The 20,446-nt window shown below is 44.0% G+C and carries 20 protein-coding genes; 12 read left to right on the top strand and 8 right to left on the bottom strand.

Features of this window, described 5'->3' with window-relative positions; genetic code table 11:
- Positions 1 to 41: 41 nt before the first annotated feature.
- The 6 genes from E1163_RS17425 to E1163_RS17400 all read right to left on the bottom strand — a co-directional run bounded on the left by E1163_RS17425 (position 42) and on the right by E1163_RS17400 (position 6,066).
- Complete coding sequence (locus tag E1163_RS17425; RefSeq protein WP_155173735.1) at positions 42 to 980, bottom strand: N-acetylornithine carbamoyltransferase; 939 nt, start codon at positions 978 to 980, stop codon at positions 42 to 44.
- Positions 955 to 2,115, bottom strand: coding sequence for an aspartate aminotransferase family protein (locus E1163_RS17420; RefSeq protein ID WP_155173734.1), 1,161 nt, complete (start codon positions 2,113 to 2,115; stop codon positions 955 to 957). Before E1163_RS17420 ends, E1163_RS17425 begins: the two co-directional genes overlap by 26 nt.
- A 176-nt stretch (positions 2,116 to 2,291) precedes the next feature.
- On the bottom strand, positions 2,292 to 3,110 hold the full coding sequence (gene proC / locus E1163_RS17415) for a pyrroline-5-carboxylate reductase (protein ID WP_155173733.1): 819 nt from the start codon (positions 3,108 to 3,110) through the stop codon (positions 2,292 to 2,294).
- Between the two features lie 2 nt (positions 3,111 to 3,112).
- Positions 3,113 to 4,087, bottom strand: a complete 975-nt coding sequence (argC, locus tag E1163_RS17410) for an N-acetyl-gamma-glutamyl-phosphate reductase (protein ID WP_155173732.1) — start codon at positions 4,085 to 4,087, stop codon at positions 3,113 to 3,115.
- 78 nt (positions 4,088 to 4,165) lie between these two features.
- Positions 4,166 to 5,383 carry an argininosuccinate synthase gene (argG, locus tag E1163_RS17405; protein WP_155173731.1) on the bottom strand — a complete coding sequence of 406 codons (1,218 nt, stop codon included), beginning with the start codon at positions 5,381 to 5,383 and terminating at the stop codon, positions 4,166 to 4,168.
- A complete protein-coding gene (locus E1163_RS17400) occupies positions 5,356 to 6,066 on the bottom strand; it encodes a GNAT family N-acetyltransferase (RefSeq protein WP_155173730.1) in 711 nt (236 codons plus the stop codon). The genes argG and E1163_RS17400 overlap by 28 nt, the downstream gene beginning before the upstream one ends.
- Positions 6,067 to 6,426: 360 nt before the next feature.
- On the opposite strand from E1163_RS17400, the gene E1163_RS17395 reads away from it, so the two are divergent.
- The 3 genes from E1163_RS17395 (at position 6,427) to E1163_RS17385 (ending at position 11,798) form a co-directional block, all read left to right on the top strand.
- Complete coding sequence (locus E1163_RS17395) at positions 6,427 to 6,924, top strand: tetratricopeptide repeat protein (RefSeq protein WP_155173729.1); 498 nt, start codon at positions 6,427 to 6,429, stop codon at positions 6,922 to 6,924.
- A gap of 42 nt (positions 6,925 to 6,966) precedes the next feature.
- The gene (locus E1163_RS17390; protein WP_155173728.1) at positions 6,967 to 10,248 is read left to right on the top strand and encodes an amidohydrolase family protein; all 3,282 of its coding nucleotides are present in this window, start codon (positions 6,967 to 6,969) and stop codon (positions 10,246 to 10,248) included.
- A gap of 416 nt (positions 10,249 to 10,664) precedes the next feature.
- Entirely contained in the window at positions 10,665 to 11,798 is a 1,134-nt protein-coding gene (locus E1163_RS17385) for a DmpA family aminopeptidase (protein WP_155173727.1), read from the top strand.
- 196 nt (positions 11,799 to 11,994) lie between these two features.
- Here the strand turns inward: E1163_RS17385 and E1163_RS17380 are convergent, their stop codons facing one another.
- Entirely contained in the window at positions 11,995 to 13,086 is a 1,092-nt protein-coding gene (locus E1163_RS17380; RefSeq protein WP_155173726.1) for an alkane 1-monooxygenase, read from the bottom strand.
- 257 nt (positions 13,087 to 13,343) lie between these two features.
- Between E1163_RS17380 and tgt the strand changes: the two genes are divergently transcribed.
- The 9 genes from tgt to E1163_RS17335 all read left to right on the top strand — a co-directional run bounded on the left by tgt (position 13,344) and on the right by E1163_RS17335 (position 19,549).
- Positions 13,344 to 14,474, top strand: a complete 1,131-nt coding sequence (tgt, locus tag E1163_RS17375; protein WP_155173725.1) for a tRNA guanosine(34) transglycosylase Tgt — start codon at positions 13,344 to 13,346, stop codon at positions 14,472 to 14,474.
- On the top strand, positions 14,475 to 15,548 hold the full coding sequence (locus E1163_RS17370) for an LptF/LptG family permease (protein WP_155173724.1): 1,074 nt from the start codon (positions 14,475 to 14,477) through the stop codon (positions 15,546 to 15,548).
- A complete protein-coding gene (locus tag E1163_RS17365; protein WP_155173723.1) occupies positions 15,548 to 16,462 on the top strand; it encodes a DMT family transporter in 915 nt (304 codons plus the stop codon). The genes E1163_RS17370 and E1163_RS17365 overlap by 1 nt, the downstream gene beginning before the upstream one ends.
- Before the next feature lie 162 nt (positions 16,463 to 16,624).
- Entirely contained in the window at positions 16,625 to 17,008 is a 384-nt protein-coding gene (locus tag E1163_RS17360) for an iron chaperone (protein WP_155173722.1), read from the top strand.
- Between the two features lie 20 nt (positions 17,009 to 17,028).
- Positions 17,029 to 17,358 carry a hypothetical protein gene (locus E1163_RS17355; protein WP_155173721.1) on the top strand — a complete coding sequence of 110 codons (330 nt, stop codon included), beginning with the start codon at positions 17,029 to 17,031 and terminating at the stop codon, positions 17,356 to 17,358.
- Positions 17,359 to 17,414: 56 nt separating this feature from the next.
- Positions 17,415 to 18,377 (top strand): M28 family metallopeptidase, encoded by a 963-nt coding sequence (locus E1163_RS17350; protein WP_155173720.1) that lies wholly within the window; start codon positions 17,415 to 17,417, stop codon positions 18,375 to 18,377.
- The gene (locus tag E1163_RS17345; protein WP_155173719.1) at positions 18,374 to 18,775 is read left to right on the top strand and encodes a hypothetical protein; all 402 of its coding nucleotides are present in this window, start codon (positions 18,374 to 18,376) and stop codon (positions 18,773 to 18,775) included. The genes E1163_RS17350 and E1163_RS17345 overlap by 4 nt, the downstream gene beginning before the upstream one ends.
- Complete coding sequence (locus E1163_RS17340; RefSeq protein ID WP_155173718.1) at positions 18,776 to 19,240, top strand: hypothetical protein; 465 nt, start codon at positions 18,776 to 18,778, stop codon at positions 19,238 to 19,240.
- A gap of 93 nt (positions 19,241 to 19,333) precedes the next feature.
- The gene (locus E1163_RS17335) at positions 19,334 to 19,549 is read left to right on the top strand and encodes a hypervirulence associated TUDOR domain-containing protein (RefSeq protein ID WP_155173717.1); all 216 of its coding nucleotides are present in this window, start codon (positions 19,334 to 19,336) and stop codon (positions 19,547 to 19,549) included.
- Positions 19,550 to 19,558: 9 nt separating this feature from the next.
- Here E1163_RS17335 and E1163_RS30635 read toward each other — a convergent pair.
- A partial coding sequence (locus E1163_RS30635) for a hypothetical protein (RefSeq protein WP_185156129.1) occupies positions 19,559 to 20,446 on the bottom strand: 888 nt, incomplete at its 5' end.

Raw genomic sequence — 20,446 nt, 5'->3', positions numbered from 1 at the left:
TGAGGGAGGTGGCCGTAGGCCGGAGGGTGTCCCGCGCAACGTCATTGCATCCCCTCCAAAATCTCCTGCAATACCACCTGCGCTGAAAACTCCCGGTTTTTGGCCTGCTGATAAACTATGGAGTTATCAATAACCTCATCCGTTGCCACCACATTTCTGCGGATGGGCAGGCAGTGCATAAACTTTCCGTTGTTGGTCAGGGCCATTTTTTTGTTGGTGATAGTCCAGTCTTCTTTAACATCCAGGCGCTGGCCGTAGTGATGATAACTGCTCCAATTTTTGCCGTAGATGATGTCGGCGCCTTCAAAAGCCTTATCCTGATCATGGCTGATATTAACGCCATCGATAAACTGGTCGTCCAGCTCATAACCTTCAGGGCAGGCCAGAGTTACTTCTGCATCGGTTGTTTTAATCCATTCCAGAAACGAATTGGGAACTGCCTGGGGCAAAATTCGAGGGTGTGGTGCCCATGACAAAACTACTTTCGGTTTTTTGATGCCCAATTCTTCAATAGTGATCAGGTCTGCCAGTGATTGTAAAGGGTGCCGGGTGGCTGACTCCAGGCTGACGATGGGAACCTCCGAATGTTTGACAAACTGATTGATTACACTTTCGGAGTAATCCTCTTCCCGGTTTTTTAATGCAGGAAAAGTCCGGACCCCAAGAATGTCAACATACTGGCTCATAACCCGGGCGGCGTCTTTGATATGCTCCTGGTTGTCCCCGTCCATAACGGCGCCATCCTGAGTTTCTATTCTCCACCCGTCTTTGTCAATGTTCATTACCATGACATTCATACCCAGGTTCATGGCTGCTTTTTGCGAACTCATGCGGGTTCTCAGGCTGGGATTAAAAAATACCAGCCCGAGTGTTTTGTTTTTTCCTATCTGATTCCCAAAAGGGTCTTTTTTCAAGGCTAATGCCTTTTTGACTAAACTACCCGGGTCTTCCGGGTCACTTACCGATAAGAACTGCTGCATCTGATTTTGTTTTTTCTATGCTTAATTTTAGTTTTTCTACAAGTTGATTAGCCTGCTCCTGTGTCAGGGTCAGAGGAGGCAATAACCGGATAACATTCGGGTTGGCCGCCATTCCTGTCAATACATGCTGCTCTTTCATCAGGTTTTCTCTGATGTCTTTTACAGGAAAATCGAATTCTACGCCGATCATCAGGCCTGCTCCACGAACTTCTTTTACCTCGGGGATAGCTTTTAAAGCCTCAGCCAGTGCTGAGCCTACATTTTGAGCGTTTTCCACAAGATTTTCATTCTCAATAATCTCCAGCGTTGCCAAAGCGGCCACACAAGCCAGGTGGTTGCCACCGAAAGTAGAGCCAGACATACCAAACCAGCCCTCTATTTCCGGACTGATCAACACACCACCCATAGGGAAACCGTTAGCCATACCCTTAGCCACTGTGATCAGGTCAGGCTGTACATCGGCATGTTGGTGCGCAAAGAATTTTCCACTACGGCCATAGCCTGACTGGATCTCATCCACAACCAGCAGGGCACCATATTTTTCACAAAGCTTTTTCAGGCCGGGAAGAAAACCAGCATCAGGCATATAAATACCTGCCAGTCCCTGGATACCTTCTATCAGTACCGCACAGACATCCTGGTTTTTTAATGCCACTTCAACAGCATCCAGATCCATGTTCATAAATTGCACATTGCTGTACTTGTCGAGCAATGAGCGGTACTTGTCATTGTCCGTTACAGAGAGAGCTCTTGAAGTACGGCCGTGGAATGACCGGTTGAAGGCAATCAGTTTGTCTTTCTGCGTATGGAACGAGGCTATTTTTAAGGCATTTTCGATGGCCTCCGCTCCTGAGTTACATAGGAATAACTGGTATGCATCATACCCTGATAATTTGCCCAGTTTTTCAAGAAGGCTAAGCTGTACAGGGTTAATAACGGCATTGGAGTAGTAGGCTATCGCGTCCAGTTGTTCTTTAATACGTTTGACATAGTGCGGGTGCGTATGACCGACCGAGATCACGGCGTGCCCTCCGTAGAGGTCAAGATATTGAGCACCGGATCTGTCATAAACGTAGCATCCCTGAGCTTTCGTAAGCTCCAGGTCAAGCTGGGGGTATACCTTAAATAGTTTCATGAATAAAAAATTAATTGTTAGTTAGTGGATGATTTTGTCGTTCATCTTTTTGTTTAATGGTTAATAATTTCCTTTTCTTTTGCCTTATAATTTACCTCTTGAGGAGGTTGTTTCTTACTTTTCCGTGTGGAGAACACCCCCTGTAGTCCCCTCAAGGGGACAGTTGGGGCGACAAGCTATTTAGTTGTTTCCTTCATTTTATTGATCCTCTCGTATGACTTCACCAGGCCTTTGATCAGAGCAGAGCTTAGGCCGTTGTGTTCCATTTCATTAAGTCCTGATATCGTGCAGCCTTGCGGGGTCGTTACTTTGTCTATTTCGCTTTCCGGGTGGCTGCCTCCATTGCCTGCGAGCAGACTGGCAGCGCCAAGACAGGTTTGAACAGCTATCTCCTGGGCATATTCAGCATCAAAACCCAACTGGACACCTCCCTGGGTAGTTGCGCGGATAAATCGCATCCAGAAGGCAATGCCACTCGCGCAAACCACCGTCGCGGCCTGCATAAGCTCCTCCTGTATTACCAACGTTTTGCCTACACAGTTGAAGATGGTTTGCACCATACCTATTTTAGACTTTCCGAGGTCATTGTAAGCCATGCATGTCATGGATTGCAAAACAGCAATGGCCGTATTCGGCATAGCCCTGATGATTGGAAATTTACCGGAGAGCGATTCTTCCATTTCCTGAATGGTTACTGCCGTAATTACCGATATAAGAGTATGCTTGTCGGGGTTTAATACAGGGCTTATTTCCTGTAGGAGTCCCTTCAGTTGTTTGGGTTGTACCGCAAAAATGATAATATCAGCCTCTTCAACAGCTTTCGGGTTTTCCGTGGTAATTGTTACCGAGGGGTCTTTTATGCCAATTAAACCACTGATATCTCTTCTTGTGAGGATCAGTTTATTGTTTTCCAGCAATCCGCCTTTTTTAAGTCCTTTGTAAATAGCGAGGCCGAGATTGCCAGCTCCTAAAATGGCTATCGTTTGTTGTATCATGATTAGAATGCGTTAGCTTTTAGTTTGAGTCCAAGGCTTTGATCCAGTCCGAACATCAGGTTCATGTTTTGAACAGCCTGCCCGGAAGCCCCTTTTAATAAATTATCTATAATGCTGGTGATCAGTAGCTTATTTCCATGCTTCTCCAGTTGGATCAGGCAATGGTTAGTATTCACCACCTGTTTGAGGTGAATAGGAGTGTCAACCACTGTAGTGAAGGGTGCCTCCTGATAAAAATCTTTATAGAGCTTCAAAGCCTCATCCAGGCTACCTTCAAAGAGGGTGTAAGCCGTAGCGAAAATCCCGCGGCTGAAATTACCCCGTACAGGTATGAAATTAATATCCCGGTCAAGCCCTGATTGCAGGCTGGTAAGGCTTTCCTTTATTTCTATAAGGTGCTGATGTTCAAATGATTTGTAAGCGGAAACGTTGTTGTTTCTCCAGCTAAAGTGTGTTGTTTCCCCCGGAGCCTGCCCTGCACCGGTAGATCCGGTGATGGCATGTACATGGATCTCATCTTTAACAAGACCTGAATTGGCAAGAGGCAACAACGCCAGTTGGATAGCCGTAGCGAAGCAGCCCGGGTTAGCTATGTTCGAAGCTTTTTCAATTTTGCTTTGGTTTAATTCCGGCAGTCCGTATACAAAGCTGCGGTCACCATAGCTAGCTTTTGCCTGATGGCGAAAGTCCTGGCTCAGGTCTATTATCCGGGTGGAGCTGCTTAGCTCATTCTCCTTAACCCATGCCAGTGATTTGCCATGCCCCTGGCAAAGGAAGATCACATCCACCGGAGCCATAGTGTCGCTGAAAACCAGGTCAGTTTCTGCTATCAGATCATCGTGGATGCTGCTAACGGCTTTCCCGCTCTGGCTGGAGCTTTGTACAAAAGTTATTTCTACCTCAGGGTGGTGTATCAGTATGCGCAGCAGTTCTCCTGCTGTATATCCTGCTCCACCTATAATTCCTGTTTTTATCATTTTTTGTTTTGTTTCTTATCTTTCAAATGGAGACACCCCTGTAGTCTCCTCAAGGGGACGGTCGGTAGCCTTATCTCACTATGTTGCGTCTGCCTCTACTTCAGTCTGCTTATTTACCGCATAGTAGATCTTCGTCTGGTTTGCCAGTATTTTGGTAAAACCTTTTACATCTTCGCCAGTCCATCCACTGTTCATTTCTCCATAGTGGCCAAATTTAGAGTTCATCAGGTCATGCTCAGACTCAATACCTGTTACCTGAAAATGGTACGGAGCGAGTTTTACGTAAACTTTACCCGTTACATTTTCCTGAGTGTCTTCGATGAATTTTTCAATATTGCGCATTACCGGGTCAAGGTATTGCCCTTCATGCATCATCATGCCATACCAGCTAGCCAGTTGCTCTTTCCAGTGCTGTTGCCATTTGGTAAGCACATGTTTTTCCAATAGGTGGTGAGCTTTGATAAGCATAAGCGGGGCTGCAGCTTCGAAGCCTACACGGCCTTTGATGCCAATGATGGTGTCACCTACATGGATGTCGCGGCCAATAGCATAGGCATTTCCCATCTCATTGAGTTTTATGATGGCATCCACAGGTTTAACGGACTCTCCGTCAATACTGGTGATCTCACCTTTTTCGAAGCCCAGAGTTACTTGCACTGGCTCTTCTTTCTTCAACTGGCTTGGGTAAGCCTGCTCAGGCAGTGCTTCTTTGGAGGTCAGAGTTTCCGCGCCTCCTACACTTGTGCCCCATAGGCCTTTATTGATAGAGTATTTAGCCTTTTCCCAATTCATTTCCACACCATGGGCCTTCAAATAGTCTATTTCAGCCTGTCGTGAAAGCTGCTGATCGCGAATGGGAGTGATGATCTGCGCATTAGGCACCATGATGTTAAACACGAGGTCAAACCGTACCTGGTCGTTGCCTGCACCGGTGCTGCCATGGGCGATGTGCTGAGCATTAACTTTTTGGGCATATTCAGCAATTGCGATAGCCTGAAATACTCGTTCGGCACTTACCGAGAGCGGATAGGTGTTGTTTTTCAGTACATTGCCAAAAATGAGGTACTTGATAGCCTTTTCATAAAATTCATCGACTACATCAACGGTCTCATGTTTAGCCACGCCCAGTTTATAAGCATGGTCTTCTACAGCTTTAAGTTCTTCCTGGCTAAACCCGCCAGTGTTCACCAGTACAGAATGCACTTCAAAGTTAAGGTCATGCTTCAGGTATTTTACACAGTAGGAGGTGTCAAGGCCTCCGCTAAAAGCTAAAACAACGATATTTTTGACAGCCATGATAATTTATTGAATTTAAGGTTACCAGATTTGTTTTTGATTTTTTGACGCAGGCGATCCGCCCCTTCTTTAAAGCCCTGAAACTTGATGAAGCGTTTGAATCTTTCCCAGCGCTCTTCTTTGTTCAGTTTTTTATTTGCAGGCTTTGCAGGTTTGTTCGGGTCATACATCATACCGGTACAAAGGCAGTGAGACCGGCCTGTTCGGGTTAGGATGTCATAATTCCGACAGCTTTGGCAGCCTTTCCAGAATTCTTCATCCGTAGTCAGTTCAGAAAAAGTTACCGGCTTATAGCCCAGGTCAGAGTTGATCTTCATTACCGCCAGGCTAGTGGTGATACCAAAGATCTTTGCTTCGGGAAATTTCTTTCGGGAAAGCTTGAAAGCTTCCGCTTTTATATCACGGGCCAGGCCTGTATTGCGAAAGTCAGGGTGTACAATAAGCCCGGAGTTAGCCACGTATTTGCCATGCCCCCAGGTTTCGATGTAGCAGAAGCCTACCGGGACACCACCAGATATGGCTATTACAGCCTTCCCTTCCATCATTTTAGCACTGACGTACAAGGGAGAGCGTTTGGCTATACCTGTGCCGCGCTGCTGGGCGGCTTGCTCCATCATGGTACAAATTTCTTCGGCAAAGTGCACATGCGCTTCGCCAGCTATGGTAATTTTAATTTCCGACATTGCAGGAAATAGTTTAAGAATGTGAGCCTTTCGGCGGTTAATTGATTACTGGAAATTGGATTTGGAGGATGCAGTGGACGTACCACCGCGAAAAGTTATATACCCGCAAGGGGCCTGGCTGCCCTAATCCTGGCCACAGGGGCACACACCGGGGCTACCGCAACTGCTGCTGCGTTAAGAACGGGTGTATATGTGGCTGAATTATTCATCGGAAGTCCAAAGTATGTAACTTTATTTTTTAATCGCAAGAAATAATTTAAAATATTAACGTCCTCAGCGTTTTTTTTGTTTAGACTACCACTAGTGTAAAAAGTCACTATTTTTTATCAATACATTTTGAAAACACTTAATTTGGTGGCTATGAAAACTCTTTTTGTCGCCATACTGGCAATTTTTGCCTGCTCTGCAGGTGTATGTCAAAACCAGCAAAAAGTATCTGAACTGGTAGATATTGGTTATCAGGAATATGAGTCGGGAGACTACAGGTCTGCCATTGATTTTTTTAACCGGGCGCTGCAACGTGACCCGGAAAATCCGGAGGCTTACTACCTGATGGGTGTTTGCCAATCTCAGATCGGGGATAACTGGGCAGCGATCTCGGCATATAACAATGCTTTGGAAATCAAACCTGAGTATCCGGAAGCATATTATGAAAAGGGATATTCCTATTTCATGCTCAACCAATACGAAGAAGCCATTGCTTCATTTGATGAGGCCCTGAAGCTCAGGCCTGATTATGTGCTGGCATTGATCAACAGAGGGAGTATAAAATGCATCCAGGGAAAAGTTGAGGAGGCTGCGGAAGACTGGGATAAGGCCCGTGAACTGGGCTCCGATGTGCCTGTGGAATGTGAATAGAATTGAAAATCGTAAATCAGAAATAGTATAAATCTTAAAACAATGAAAAAACACCTGTTAATAGGGGTATTCCTTGTCATAGCGTCAATGTTGAATGCGCAGAAAAAAGAAGAGTGGAAAGTAACGGATCCTCCCGGGGACTGGAATTTTAAGGAGGTTGACCTGAAAACGGATAAAGGTACCTGGATGAACCTTGATGTAAGTCCTGATGGCAAAGACATCGTTTTTGACCTTATGGGTGATATCTACATCATGCCGGCAGCCGGAGGTGAAGCCAAAGTGTTAAGATCAGGACTTCCCTTTGAAATACAGCCCAGGTTCAGCCCTGACGGAAAGAAAATTTCTTTTACCAGCGATGCCGGTGGAGGTGACAATATCTGGATCATGGATAGGGATGGTAGCAATGCCAAACAGGTGACCAAAGAGAGCTTCCGGTTATTGAACAATGCGGTTTGGTCTGCTGACGGAAACTATCTTATTGCCAGAAAACACTTTACATCTCAACGATCTTTAGGTGCAGGAGAGATGTGGATGTACCACATTACCGGGGGAAGTGGTCTGCAGTTAACTACAAGAAAAAATGACCAGCAGGATGTGAATGAGCCTTCAGTATCCCCTGACGGGAAATACTTATACTATAGCGAGGACATGTATCCCGGAGGATATTTTAAATACAATAAAGACCCAAACAGTCAGATCTATGTCATTCAGCGATACGATTTTGCTGACGGGTCTGTTAAAACCATCACTGGAGGGCCGGGTGGAGCTGCCAGGCCTCAGGTTTCAAGGGATGGTTCAAAGCTTGCATTTATCAAAAGAGTGAGGGAAAAAACTGTGCTGTTCATCCATGACTTGAAAACCGGTGAAGAATGGCCTGTTTACGACCAGCTAAATAAAGACCAGCAGGAAGCCTGGGCCATATTTGGAGTTTATCCCAACTTCAACTGGAGTCCTGACAATAAATCTATCTATATCTGGTCAGCAGGTAAGATCAACAAAATAGATGTGAATAGCCTGACTGTTGCCGATGTGCCTTTCACAGTTAATGCAAAACTGAAAATTGCAGAGACTTTGAAATTCAGAAATGAAGTGGCACCGGATAAATTCACTGCCAAGGTGATCCGTAATGCCGTGACCTCACCTGATGGTAAAACTTTAGTGTTCAATGCGCTGGGGCATATTTATAAAAAAGAACTACCAGATGGTAAACCACAAAGGCTCACTTCTTCTTCTGATTTTGAGTTTGAGCCCTCCTTTTCTCCTGATGGAAACGAAGTGGTGTATGTAAGCTGGAATGATGAAGGGATGGGAGCTGTTCAAAAGCTCAACCTGAAAAGCAGAAAGGCCCAACCCGTGAACGTGACTTCTGAAAAAGGAATCTACAGAAGCCCCACTTTCTCCCCTGATGGCAAAGAGATCGTGTTTGTGAAGGAGTCTGGAAATAGTATGCTGGGCGGTACCTTCAATAAAAATGCAGGTATCTATAGGATTTCAGCGAATGGTGGTAAGGCCAGGCTTGTAGTTGATGAAGGGGAATACCCGCGCTATAGTACTGATGGATCACGTATATTTTATCAGTCTGGAGGATACTTTTTTGGAAACCTGACTAAAGAATTAAAGAGTGTTGACCTGAATGGTGAGGATAAAAGGACACTGTTGAAGTCAAAATATGCCAACAGGCTTGTACCCAGCCCTGATAATAAGTGGGTAGCGTTCATCAACCTCCATAAGGCTTACATAGCTCCTATGCCACATACCGGGCAGGCTATCGACCTTGATGATAAAACCACCGCTTTCCCGGTGGCAGCCATCACCCGTGATGCGGGGATTAACCTGCACTGGTCCGCAGATAGCAAAAAAATACACTGGACATTGGGTGAAGAGTATTTTACCAATGACATTAAAGAGCGTTTTACCTTTCTTGAAGGTTCGCCGGATAGCATTCCTCCTGTAGATACAGTAGGGTTGAAAGTAGGTCTGGTTGCGGATACTTACAAGCCTGAAGGAACTATTGTATTCAAAGGCGCCAGAATAATTACCATGGAAGGTGATGAAGTGATTGAAAACGGTACTATCGTAGTTGAAAACAATAAGATTGAAGCCATAGGCAAGGCAGGGGAAGTAACCGTTCCTGCCAATGCAAAAGTATATGATGTGGCCGGGAAGACGATTATTCCAGGGTTGGTGGATGTTCATGCGCACGTAGGAGCCTTTAGTTATGGCGTTTTGCCCCAGAAGCACTGGCCTTTCTATGCTAATCTTGCCTATGGGGTAACAACAGCCCACGATCCTTCAGCCAATACCACAACAGTTTTTGCCATGTCGGAGCTTATAAAATCAGGAAAGATGCATGGGCCAAGGCTGTTTTCTACAGGTATAATCCTTTACGGAGCTGATGGAGATTTTAAAGCTACGATCAATAGCATAGATGATGCCCGGTCTGCTTTGCGAAGGACCAAAGCTTTTGGTGCGTTTTCAGTGAAAAGTTATAATCAGCCGCGCAGAGATCAGCGACAGCAGGTAATTCAAGCCGCCAGGGAGCTTAACATGCTGGTGGTGCCGGAAGGTGGCTCTACCTTCTATCACAACATGACCATGATCATGGACGGACATACCGGGATTGAGCACAATATACCTGTAGCCCCGGTTTATGAAGATGTTGAAGCCCTCTGGGGCAATAGTAAAACAGGCTACACACCTACACTTATTGTAAATTACGGAGGGTTGAATGGTGAATACTTCTGGTATCAGAAAACCAATGTTTGGGAAAATGAGAGGTTGCTGACCTTCTATCCGAGAGGTGTTATTGATTCCAGGTCACGCCACAGAACTATGGCTCCGGATAAGGAATATGAAAATGGCCATATCCTTGTTTCCAGAACGGCTAAAGCCCTGACCGATGCAGGCGTAAAGGTTAACTTAGGAGCCCATGGACAGCTACAAGGCCTGGGTGCTCACTGGGAGCTTTGGATGCTTCAACAGGGAGGCATGACCAACATGGAGGCCCTGAAAGCTGCAACGATCAACGGAGCCAACTACCTCGGTATGGATGATCAGATAGGTTCGCTCAAGACCGGCAAACTGGCTGACCTCGTAGTACTGGATAAGAATCCGCTTGAGGATATTCAAAACAGTAATTCAGTAGTTTACACCATGGTCAATGGCAGGCTTTATGATGCTGCTACCATGAACGAGACCGGTAACAAAGAAGAAAAGAGAACTAAATTCTACTGGGAAAATAATAAGTACAATCAGGCGTTTGACTGGCATGAGGCAGGAGAAAGCTACATGACAGTAGGCTGTAGCTGCGAGGAGAGCCACTAACTATACACAGGTTTGAAATCAGCCCTGCCGGACTTAAATGTTTGGCAGGGCTTTTTTGTTGGGACTCATTGAATCTAATATGTACTCCATATTTTGAGTAAAGAAGGAGAAACTAAATATTATCGTCATTGCGATAAGTGGGGTACAGCTTGTTCCGAAAGCTTTCGGGAAGTGAAGAAGTAATCCCACTATGAAAAACAACTTAATCTTGTAATGGTATGTCTCTCACCGTGCCCATCTGCAGTAATATAAAATTTTATCGCTTTCACAATCAGTACGTTATCCAAATCAGGTAAGCCGGGCATCTTCCTTCGCTCCTAATACACTTGTTTTAAAATTCCTGACTAATTACCTTGTCTGGCATTATCCATAAAAATCAACCTTGCCCGCTATGAAACGGGAATACCTGTATAACCATGAAAAAAAGTTTATTAACCCTGATATTGATTACTTCAGTACTCATGATTGCTAATTCCCAAAACAAAAGATTAAGAGACTACGGAATAGAGATCGGAGTTTTAAAAACCGGCAAAAATAACGCCATTACCGATGTTGCCGGGGTAACGGTTGGACACACAACAGTAGAAAAAGGTGACAATATAAGAACCGGAGTAACAGCGATCATACCTCATGAGGGCAATATCTATCAAATGAAGGTACCTGCCGCCATGTATATTGGCAATGGCTTTGGTAAGCTTGCCGGGTATAGCCAGGTAGAAGAACTTGGAAATATCGAAACCCCGATCATTTTGACCAACACCCTTAGCGTACCTGCGGCCTCTGAAGGCCTGATTACCTATACACTGAACCAGCCGGGAAATGAAGAAGTAAGGTCTGTAAATTCGATAGTAGGAGAGACTAATGATGGCTGGTTAAATGACATCAGGGGAAGGCATATAACTCAGGAGCACGTGCTGGATGCCATCAAAAATGCAAAATCAGGTCCGGTAACAGAGGGAAATGTTGGCGCCGGTACAGGCACGATCTGCTTTGGGTATAAGGGTGGTATTGGTACTTCTTCCCGGGTTGTTCCTAAAGCTAAAGGAGGCTACACCGTTGGGGTGCTGGTGCAGACCAATTTTGGAGGTGTTTTGGAAATCAATGGAGTGCCCATAGGGCAGGAGCTGAACCATTATCCTTACATGGAAGAGATCCTTAACGAAGCTGATGGCTCATGTATGATCGTGGTCATGACCGACGCACCGTTATCTTCGAGAAACCTGAAAAGACTGGCCAAAAGAGCTATGCTGGGCCTTGCCAAAACCGGCGGGATTGCCTCCAATGGAAGCGGGGATTATGTAATTGCCGTATCTACAGCTAAGGATAATTTTGTGCCAAATTCAGAAGAGTCGATGTTCTATAAAAGTGAAGTTTTATCCAATGAGGCTATGAGCCCCTTGTTCCTGGCAACTATTGAAGCTACCGAGGAGGCCATATTAAATTCACTATTTGCTGCACAAACCATTACAGGCAGGGATAATCATACCATCAAAGCCTTGCCGGTAGAGCAGGTGGTGGAGATTATGAAGAAGTATAATAAGGTAAAATAATCGCCTTTGGAGACTCTTTTTGATGATATAAGTGTAATATTAAGCTCACCACTGAGAATCAGTAAACCGCACCTATTGTTATCTAGACTTTGCCAACTGCTTTTGCCGATTGCTATTAACAACTGCCTGTCAGCACAGAGGTGAAAAGTTTGTGTCTCCCGGAAATTCCGTGCCATAGAAAAGCCGGACCAGTAAGTCAGGCAGTCTGCAAATCGTTGGCTGAATGCCACTTTTCCAACCTCTTATTCATCATACTGAACCAAAGTGGAGGAACCAGTGCTATAATGATCATGGTAGGATAGCCTGCTGGTAACTGCGGGCTTTCATCGTAGTGGTTCAATACCTGGTATCTTTTGATGGCATTGGCGTGATGGTCGGAGTGACGCTGTAGCTGAAAAAGGAAGAAGTTGCTGATGAGATGGCTGGCATTCCAGGAATGGATGGGAGTGACCCGTTCGTAGCGACCTTGGGCTATTTCCTTGCGTTGGATGCCGTAGTGCTCCACATAATTAACAAGTTCTAGCAGGCTAAAGGCCAGAAAGCTTTGCCCGAAGAAAAAAGCAGGTACCTGCCAGGTGAAATAATCCGCGTAGATACTCAGGCCAAATGTGATTGCGGCACAGAATAATACAGGCAATACTGCAAACCAAATCATGTTATTCTGGAGGCTCAGAGGGCTTTTGTTTTTTCTTCTTAGCCTCTCGTTTTCAATTTTCCATGCGTGTACATAACCTCCGAAAACAGAGCGTACCCAAAAAGCATAGAACGTTTCATTTTTACGGGCTGTAGCCGGATCTTCAGGAGTAGCTACATGTACATGGTGGCCTTTGTTATGCTCAATGTAAAAGTGCATATAACTGACCGTCATGAGCAAAATCTTGGAGTAAAAACGCTCTATAGACGACTTTTTATGTCCCAGCTCATGAGCTACTGTGATACCGATGCCGCCGGTTACCAGTGCAAAACTTAAGGTGAAACCGATCCATTCTATAGGAGTGCTTATTTTGCCAAAAGTTACCGCATAGATGCCCCAGCCTATGAAGGCTAACTGAAACCACGTCCAGACATAGGTTACAAAGCGATAGTAAAATTCATTGGAGATAACTTTCGCCTTCTCTTCTGGCACATTTTGAGTGTCAACCCCAACGGATTGGTCTATCAAAGGTAAAAGGATAAACACATGGAGCAATGTTACAAAATTGCCCCAGCCGCCCCAGGTGTAGCCCAGCAGTACCCATGCAGGCAAGATGAAAGCGGTAAAAAAGCCTAATTTACGACCTATGTTCATGTACGTAAAATAGTGAATTTTGGTGAGGTTTGCCAGAATCGGGGTGGATCATTGTTTGTAAAATGAGATGTTCAGTGGAGAGTTGGCAGTCAGCAGGAGCAAAAGGCAGGTTTGTCTCATTGCATCTTCTTAAGCGGATAAGCTAGTGCGTAGGATAATTGAACCGGAGGTTTATAGGCAATCAGTAAAACAATGAACCTTAGTGCCATTTGCAAATATTACCCTTATTTTTGCGCCCTGTTTATTAAAGGTAAAAAATGAATTTTAAGCTAGAGGCAAAAGATCCGGGAAGTAAGGCCAGAACAGGTACAATTACAACTGATCATGGAGACATCAAAACTCCTATTTTTATGCCGGTGGGTACTGCCGGTTCGGTAAAGGCGGTGCATCAGCGTGAGCTGAAAGAAGATATTAAGGCCCAGATCATATTGGGCAATACCTATCACTTGTATCTCAGGCCGGGTCTGGACATTATAGAGGAAGCGGGAGGGCTGCATAAATTTAATGGATGGGACAGGCCTATACTTACGGATAGTGGCGGGTACCAGGTCTATTCTTTGGCGGATACCCGTAAAATAAAGGAAGAAGGCGTAACCTTTCAGTCGCATATCGACGGATCAAGGCATATATTCTCTCCTGAAGCGGTAATGGATATTCAGCGTACTATAGGGGCAGATATTATCATGGCTTTTGATGAGTGTACCCCTTACCCATGTGAATATGATTATGCTGAAAAGTCTATGCACATGACGCACCGTTGGCTAAAAAGGTGCTGCGAGCATTTTGATAAAACCGAAGGTAAATACGGCTATAACCAAACACTGTTCCCAATAGTACAAGGTAGTGTTTATAAAGATTTGCGTACGCAGTCGGCCGAGGCCATTGCATCGTTTGAGCGCGAAGGCAATGCCATAGGAGGCCTCTCAGTAGGCGAGCCTGCCGAGATGATGTATGAAATGACAGACCATGTCTGCAATATTTTGCCTTTGGATAAGCCCCGCTACCTGATGGGAGTGGGTACACCTGCCAATATACTGGAGTGTATAGCTTTGGGAATAGACATGTTCGATTGCGTAATGCCGACCAGAAATGCCCGAAACGGTATGCTCTTTACTTCGGAAGGTATCATCAATATCAAAAACAAAAAGTGGGAAAGGGACTTTTCGCCTATAGACCCGGATTTGCCGGGATATGTCGATAATTTTTATTCAAAAGCTTATCTTAGACACCTGATCATGAGCAAGGAAATTTTAGGCGCGCAAATTGCTAGCATACATAACCTGAGTTTTTATCTGTGGCTGGTAGGTGAGGCAAGAGTGCAAATAGAAGCCGGCACTTTCAGTCAATGGAAAAATAAAATGGTAAGCAAGGTTTCTCAACGACTCTAAATGAAATTAATAGACAAGTACATACTTAAAAAGTTTCTCGGGGCTTTCATTTTTACCGTACTCATCATCGTATCGATCATTCTTGTAATTGATATCACTGAGAAGACGGATAAATTTGCCGAAGCAGGGCTTAAAACATCCCAGGTGTTAGGTTATTACATGGACTTTATCCCCTGGATAGCCAATTTCATCACCCCTTTGACCGTTTTTATTGCTACTGTATTTGTCACAGCCAAGATGGCCGGCCACACTGAAATAGTGGCTATTTTGAGCAGCGGAGTATCATTTAGACGGATGCTGCTGCCTTATTTCATAGGCTCCGTTATGATAGCCGTTACCAGCTTTGTGCTTACCGGGTGGGTAATTCCAAACTCCAATAAGTCACGGGTGGCTTTTGAAGTTGAGTACCTTAAAAGTAAATTCTACTTTGATAAAACGAACTACCATATTCAGGTAGCACCTAATACTTACCTGTACATCAGAAGTTATAACAATCAAACTGAGATGGGATATGACTTTACACTGGAAAAAGTCGATGGCACCAAGTTGCTGGAAAAGCTGTCCGCTTCCCGTATAAAGTGGGATGAAGAAAAGTCGAAATGGGTGCTGAGCAACTGGCGGAAGCATAGCATTACAGGTGATGTTGAGAAGATCGAAGAAGGCAAAGAAATTGATACCACACTGGCTATTCACCCCAGTGAGTTTGACAATGACTACCGCAGTCAGGATGCCATGACTATTAACGAGTTGGATGAACAGATCGCTAAGCTCAGGTTGCGAGGAGCCAGTAATGTGGAGGTGTTTGAAGTTGAGAAGTATACACGCTTCACTTCACCATTTGCTGTACTGATACTTACCTTTATGGGGGTGATCGTATCTGCCAGAAAAACTCGCGGAGGAGCAGGATTTCAGATAGCGCTTGGCTTCTTCCTGTCATTCCTTTACATTTTATTCTTTATCATGACCAAGACCATAGCCGAGGCCGGAAGTATGGACCCGGCGATTTCGGTATGGATCCCTAATATTCTCTTCGGAGGAATTTCACTTTTGATGTATAAATACGTACCAAGGTAATGACTGCTACCACGAAGGATTATATCACACTGCACTTTATTGTGTGGATTTGGGGGTTTACCGCTATTCTGGGATTGCTGATTTCCATTCCATCGGTTGAGATAGTCTGGTACCGCACCATGTTGGCCTTTATGGCCCTGGGAGTAATACTGCATTTCAGAAGGCATAATTTTCAGTTGGGCTACAAAGAAGTACTGAAAATATTGGGTACAGGATTTATTATCGCAGCCCACTGGATACTGTTCTTCGCTGCCGCAAGGGTTTCTACTGCTTCTGTCTGCCTGGCCGGTATGGCTACCTGCTCATTGTGGACCAGCTTTATTGAGCCATGGGTAAACAAACGGAAGATTAAAATATTTGAAGTGGTGCTTGGTCTGGTGGTCATCGTAGGCCTTTATGTTATTTTCAGGTTCCAGTTCAACCACGCCTTAGGGCTATTGATGGCCGTGGTTTCCGCCATGCTGTCGGCCCTGTTTTCAGTGATCAACGGTCAGCTTACAAAGAAACACGGCCCGTACATGATCACCTTCTATGAAATGCTGGGCGCATTTCTTGGAACCTCACTGTTCTTTCCTATTTACATGACCTACTTTGCTGCTGATGGCCAGTTAAACCTCATACCCACGGCTATGGACTGGCTTTACCTTTCTATACTTGCCCTGGTTTGTACAGTCTATGCTTTCTCCGTGTCAGTAGAACTGATGAAAAGAATATCAGCTTTTGTAGTCAACCTTACCGTAAACCTTGAGCCGGTTTATGGTATCATACTAGCCGTTCTCATTTTTGGAGAAAAGGAAAAAATGGAACCCGGCTTTTACTGGGGAACATTAATAATTCTTGCTTCTGTATTGATTTATCCCGTTATTAACAAACGCTATAAGCGCAAAGCCCTCGAAGTTGATAACCTGAGGTGACTTGCTTTTTAATATTCATTGCACGTAGTAAGGTAAAATCCCCACATTCAGGACCGAAACTAAATGACAGCAAACTCAGTCGGTAATAGGCAAAAGCAGTAGGCAAATTGATCGCTAAAAAGCAGTCAACCAGAAACCAGTAACTAGAAACCAGCAACCAGCATGACCGAAGCAGACAAATACATATCCGGCTTCCCGGCCGATGTTCAGGAAGTTCTGAAAAGAATAAGAACCGTTATTAAAGACGCAGCACCGGAGGCGGAGGAAAGCATGGCTTACGGTATGCCGGCATACAAAACCCATGGCAAGCCACTGGTTTATTTTGCAGGCTATAAAAACCATATCGGGTTTTACGCTACACCGTCAGGACATGAGGAGTTTGAGAAAGACCTGTCTAAATACAAGCAGGGGAAAGGGTCTGTGCAGTTTCCGCTTGACCAGCCAATGCCTTTTGACCTGATAAAGAGAATAGTTGAGTTTAGGGTGAAAGAGAATAATGATAAGGCTGCAGAGAAAAAGAGTAGCAAGAAGAAGGCTGGCAAGTAAGCTCTAAGGAGTAGTGGGTAATGAAGCAAATCAGAAAATATTTAATGTTGCTGCTTATCGCAAGCATTTTTGTGGCAGGCTTTACAACAGAGCTTTATCCTAACCTGTTTGGCGTATGGACCGGCAATGGCTTCATCATTCCGCAACAAAGCTCAATCTTTACCTTTAAAGTCAACAAAATGAACGAAGGGAGCGGGGATTATTGGCTATATGGCGAGGATTCAGGCTTTTACTATACTACAATGCAGGCAAGCAGCACCGCACCCTACATATTCATATCTAAAGAAAGGGCGGGTAAACTAAAGGGGTTTAACAAGACTAATTATGGAACCTGGGGGTTTGATCTGTGATTTAAGTTGTCACTGGATGACTTCTGTTGTATATTAACTGTCTCAACACCCTAAGTATGCTGGCAATTAAATATGCAAGAGCGACCGTTTTATTTTTGATTATAACCTTGATGCTGATCTCGTGTCATGGTGATGATTCAAGGATTCTTATCACTGATAACTTACCGGAGACTAAACCTGAGTACCAAAGGATGATCGTTGGGCATCTGTCAGGGGAATATGAGTTGGCTGATGAAACCCGCATGAGAAGTCGTTGGTCTGAGGAGGAGCGGACATTAGCGGCAAGCTACTTACGGCAATTGCTTGAGCAGTTAAACATTGAGCCTCAGGAACACAGCTATACCGCACCAAATCTTAATCCGGCCATTGATCTTATTCTCGACCCTTTCAAAGGAACCAACATTTATGGAATTTTGCCCGCCACAGGTGAGAGTGATGAATACATAATTCTTGGAGCACATTACGATACCGGAAAAAGAAATGCCCCCGGAGCAATTGATAATGCCACTGGAATAGCGCTGATCTATAGTGTGGTGAAAGAACTGTCGAAAGTACAGACTAGAAACAAGCACTTGCTCATAGTTTTTTTTGATCAGGAGGAAGAAGAGCTGATTGGTAGCAAGGCTTTTGTGAAGTTTATACAAGAGAAGTCATGGAAGACCCATTCGGTTCACTGTTTTGATATGGTTGGCTGGGATGGGGATGGCGACCGGGCCATGGAAATTTTCACGGCATCCGAGACGTTGAGGAATATTTATGCAGAAACAGCAAAGGAGCACGATATACCACTAAAAGAGATCATCATTGATCCGGTAGGATATGATGCCAGCTCAACTGATTTTGATGTGTTTGTGCCCGCGGGCTATAACGTCATCGGAGCCGGAGAATGCTTTTATCACCGGGATTCCTCGCCTTACAAAGACAGCCCCAAAGATACATTTGAGACCGTGAATTTCGAGTACCTGCTATCTTGTTCTAATATGATAGAAGATGTTATCAAAACTTTAGCATCACCATGAGCGCCAATTCGAAACAGGTTTTTGACAAACTTAAAACCCACAGGCTTTACAGCCTGATCCTCACTTTGACGTTGATATTCTTTTTACATAAAGGGGTAATGTATGCATTGCTAGGCAGTTTTGTACCGCTGCTATTTGTGCTCGTAGTTTCAGTGATGTTCATTTATAAACTAAATAAATCCCCCAAAGCCTTCAGCCGGGCCATAATGGTCTGGTCGGTTATCTTGATTCTTTGGGCTGGCGTAAGGCTGCTATTAAGTGTAGTTAATCAATTCGTTAAACCAATTCCTGAGGGGCACGTGCATGCTCAATTGGGTCTGTCAGGATCATTATTGAGTGTGGTGTTTTTGGGTTTTGGGATATTTTTGTGGAGAAATAGAGGAAGGGTTTTTAGTTAGATGTTATCCAGTCTGTCAAAGGAAGAATTTGAATTGCGGTTAAAAAACTTAACGCGCTCAGGAGAACCAGTATTCATGGGGACGCCTTTAGCTATGCTTGCTATGAATGGATCAATGAAACCATTTTATGGTGAAGTAACTTCTGATAAATTTCGGTTTACTAAAAACGCAACATTTTTGCCAACACCCTTTATTGTAGTTGGAAATTTTAAGGAATATCAGAATATAACCGAAGTAGAATATTCAATCAAGCCCATTTGGTTTGGGTATCTTTGGATCAGGATTCTTCCAGTTCTTGCACTGATTTTTGTTAATATTCTTTTTATTAAGGAATCAATTGCTAACATGTATGTTGTGCTGCCAATAAATTTATTTTTACTACTTATGTTCTTACCAATTTTGATAACCAATCAAATAAAGATTAACATGGAAAGGCGTTTTGTTAAAAGTCTTGAGATTCAATAAAAATATAGTTGTTGTATTATGTTTTGAGAAAGCAAGTCACAAGTTTAATAAACCTTCGCTCCTCATAACGGTTTTGTATATAAAACCCAAAGCATGACCACTTACAAAACCGGGGAAAAGATAAAATGGAAATGGGGCAACAATTGGGCCCACGGCAAAGTAAAAAGCACTTTCAATTCAAAGACTACCCGCAAAATAAAGGGCACGGAGGTGACCAAACATGGCTCTGATGATAATCCGGCATTATATATTGAGCAGGAAGATGGTGACCATGTGCTGAAACTGGCGAGTGAGGTAGAGAAGGAGTAGGCGTGTAGATTAGCATGAGAGTTGATATTCTGAACCATTGAAGATGGCCATGCAGAAGTCTCCTCCGTCAGAATAAGGATCACTCAAAAGTAAAAACAGTACGGGTTTGTCATTAATAAAGATACCTGTAGCTATAAACTCCCTTATTTCATCTCCATGAAGGTTTAGAGCGATTTTACTTTCAATGCTTCCTGTTTCTATAAGATAGCTGTCAACCTGGCCATTTTCCTGGTCGTAATATACATGGGTATAGAGCTTATCATAGCCACCTAGATACCATTGAAAAATATTTGATGGCTCATCCGAAAGGTTTAGGTTATTTAATATATGACTTATAAAAGCCCCTTCCTGATCCATTTCTTCTGCTTTTATTCCTTCATTTAACGAATATTGACCCGTGAGTCCATAATACCTGTTAGCAGGTATGGGCTGGGTAAATCTGTATAAGGCAACTACCCCGTCAACAGACATGCCGTCTTCATAATTAATCATCATGTACTCCATTTTGTCAAAATAGCCACGGCCAAAGTACTCATTGCTATAGTTGAATAGATCCAGGCTATCATGCGCGATATGGGAATAATAGGTATGGATAAAATCTTCTGAAAGGGAGTGTCGTTTAAACCAACTGCCTTCGGCCATGACGGGGCCAATACTTTTTGATAAGTGTTTGTGATATTCTTTCAGCGAATCAGTTAGCGGAGCGATAAAAAAATATGCATAATCTGTAGCATCGAAGTACCCTACCTCTTGTATTTCAAAAGCACTTAGGCTATCGGTATTAATAAATTGCCTTTTGGGATTTGTATGTTTTGAAATAAGATTGAAAAGTTGAATATGCTCAAGACTATCATGTTCTTGTTTATGCTCTTGGGTGTTTTCTTCCTCATCAATACG

The organism is Fulvivirga kasyanovii (genome assembly GCF_009711405.1).
GTDB classification, from domain to species: Bacteria; Bacteroidota; Bacteroidia; order Cytophagales; family Cyclobacteriaceae; genus Fulvivirga; species Fulvivirga kasyanovii.
This window is presented reverse-complemented; position numbering and strand designations above follow the sequence as displayed.

Bases quoted from the DNA above. Each gene is read 5' to 3' on its own strand.
- E1163_RS17425 (WP_155173735.1), bottom strand. From the start codon at position 980: ATGCAGCAGTTCTTATCGGTAAGTGACCCGGAAGACCCGGGTAGTTTA.
- E1163_RS17420 (WP_155173734.1), bottom strand. From the start codon at position 2,115: ATGAAACTATTTAAGGTATACCCCCAGCTTGACCTGGAGCTTACGAAA.
- proC (WP_155173733.1), bottom strand. From the start codon at position 3,110: ATGATACAACAAACGATAGCCATTTTAGGAGCTGGCAATCTCGGCCTC.
- argC (WP_155173732.1), bottom strand. From the start codon at position 4,087: ATGATAAAAACAGGAATTATAGGTGGAGCAGGATATACAGCAGGAGAA.
- argG (WP_155173731.1), bottom strand. From the start codon at position 5,383: ATGGCTGTCAAAAATATCGTTGTTTTAGCTTTTAGCGGAGGCCTTGAC.
- E1163_RS17400 (WP_155173730.1), bottom strand. From the start codon at position 6,066: ATGTCGGAAATTAAAATTACCATAGCTGGCGAAGCGCATGTGCACTTT.
- E1163_RS17395 (WP_155173729.1), top strand. From the start codon at position 6,427: ATGAAAACTCTTTTTGTCGCCATACTGGCAATTTTTGCCTGCTCTGCA.
- E1163_RS17390 (WP_155173728.1), top strand. From the start codon at position 6,967: ATGAAAAAACACCTGTTAATAGGGGTATTCCTTGTCATAGCGTCAATG.
- E1163_RS17385 (WP_155173727.1), top strand. From the start codon at position 10,665: ATGAAAAAAAGTTTATTAACCCTGATATTGATTACTTCAGTACTCATG.
- E1163_RS17380 (WP_155173726.1), bottom strand. From the start codon at position 13,086: ATGAACATAGGTCGTAAATTAGGCTTTTTTACCGCTTTCATCTTGCCT.
- tgt (WP_155173725.1), top strand. From the start codon at position 13,344: ATGAATTTTAAGCTAGAGGCAAAAGATCCGGGAAGTAAGGCCAGAACA.
- E1163_RS17370 (WP_155173724.1), top strand. From the start codon at position 14,475: ATGAAATTAATAGACAAGTACATACTTAAAAAGTTTCTCGGGGCTTTC.
- E1163_RS17365 (WP_155173723.1), top strand. From the start codon at position 15,548: ATGACTGCTACCACGAAGGATTATATCACACTGCACTTTATTGTGTGG.
- E1163_RS17360 (WP_155173722.1), top strand. From the start codon at position 16,625: ATGACCGAAGCAGACAAATACATATCCGGCTTCCCGGCCGATGTTCAG.
- E1163_RS17355 (WP_155173721.1), top strand. From the start codon at position 17,029: ATGAAGCAAATCAGAAAATATTTAATGTTGCTGCTTATCGCAAGCATT.
- E1163_RS17350 (WP_155173720.1), top strand. From the start codon at position 17,415: ATGCTGGCAATTAAATATGCAAGAGCGACCGTTTTATTTTTGATTATA.
- E1163_RS17345 (WP_155173719.1), top strand. From the start codon at position 18,374: ATGAGCGCCAATTCGAAACAGGTTTTTGACAAACTTAAAACCCACAGG.
- E1163_RS17340 (WP_155173718.1), top strand. From the start codon at position 18,776: ATGTTATCCAGTCTGTCAAAGGAAGAATTTGAATTGCGGTTAAAAAAC.
- E1163_RS17335 (WP_155173717.1), top strand. From the start codon at position 19,334: ATGACCACTTACAAAACCGGGGAAAAGATAAAATGGAAATGGGGCAAC.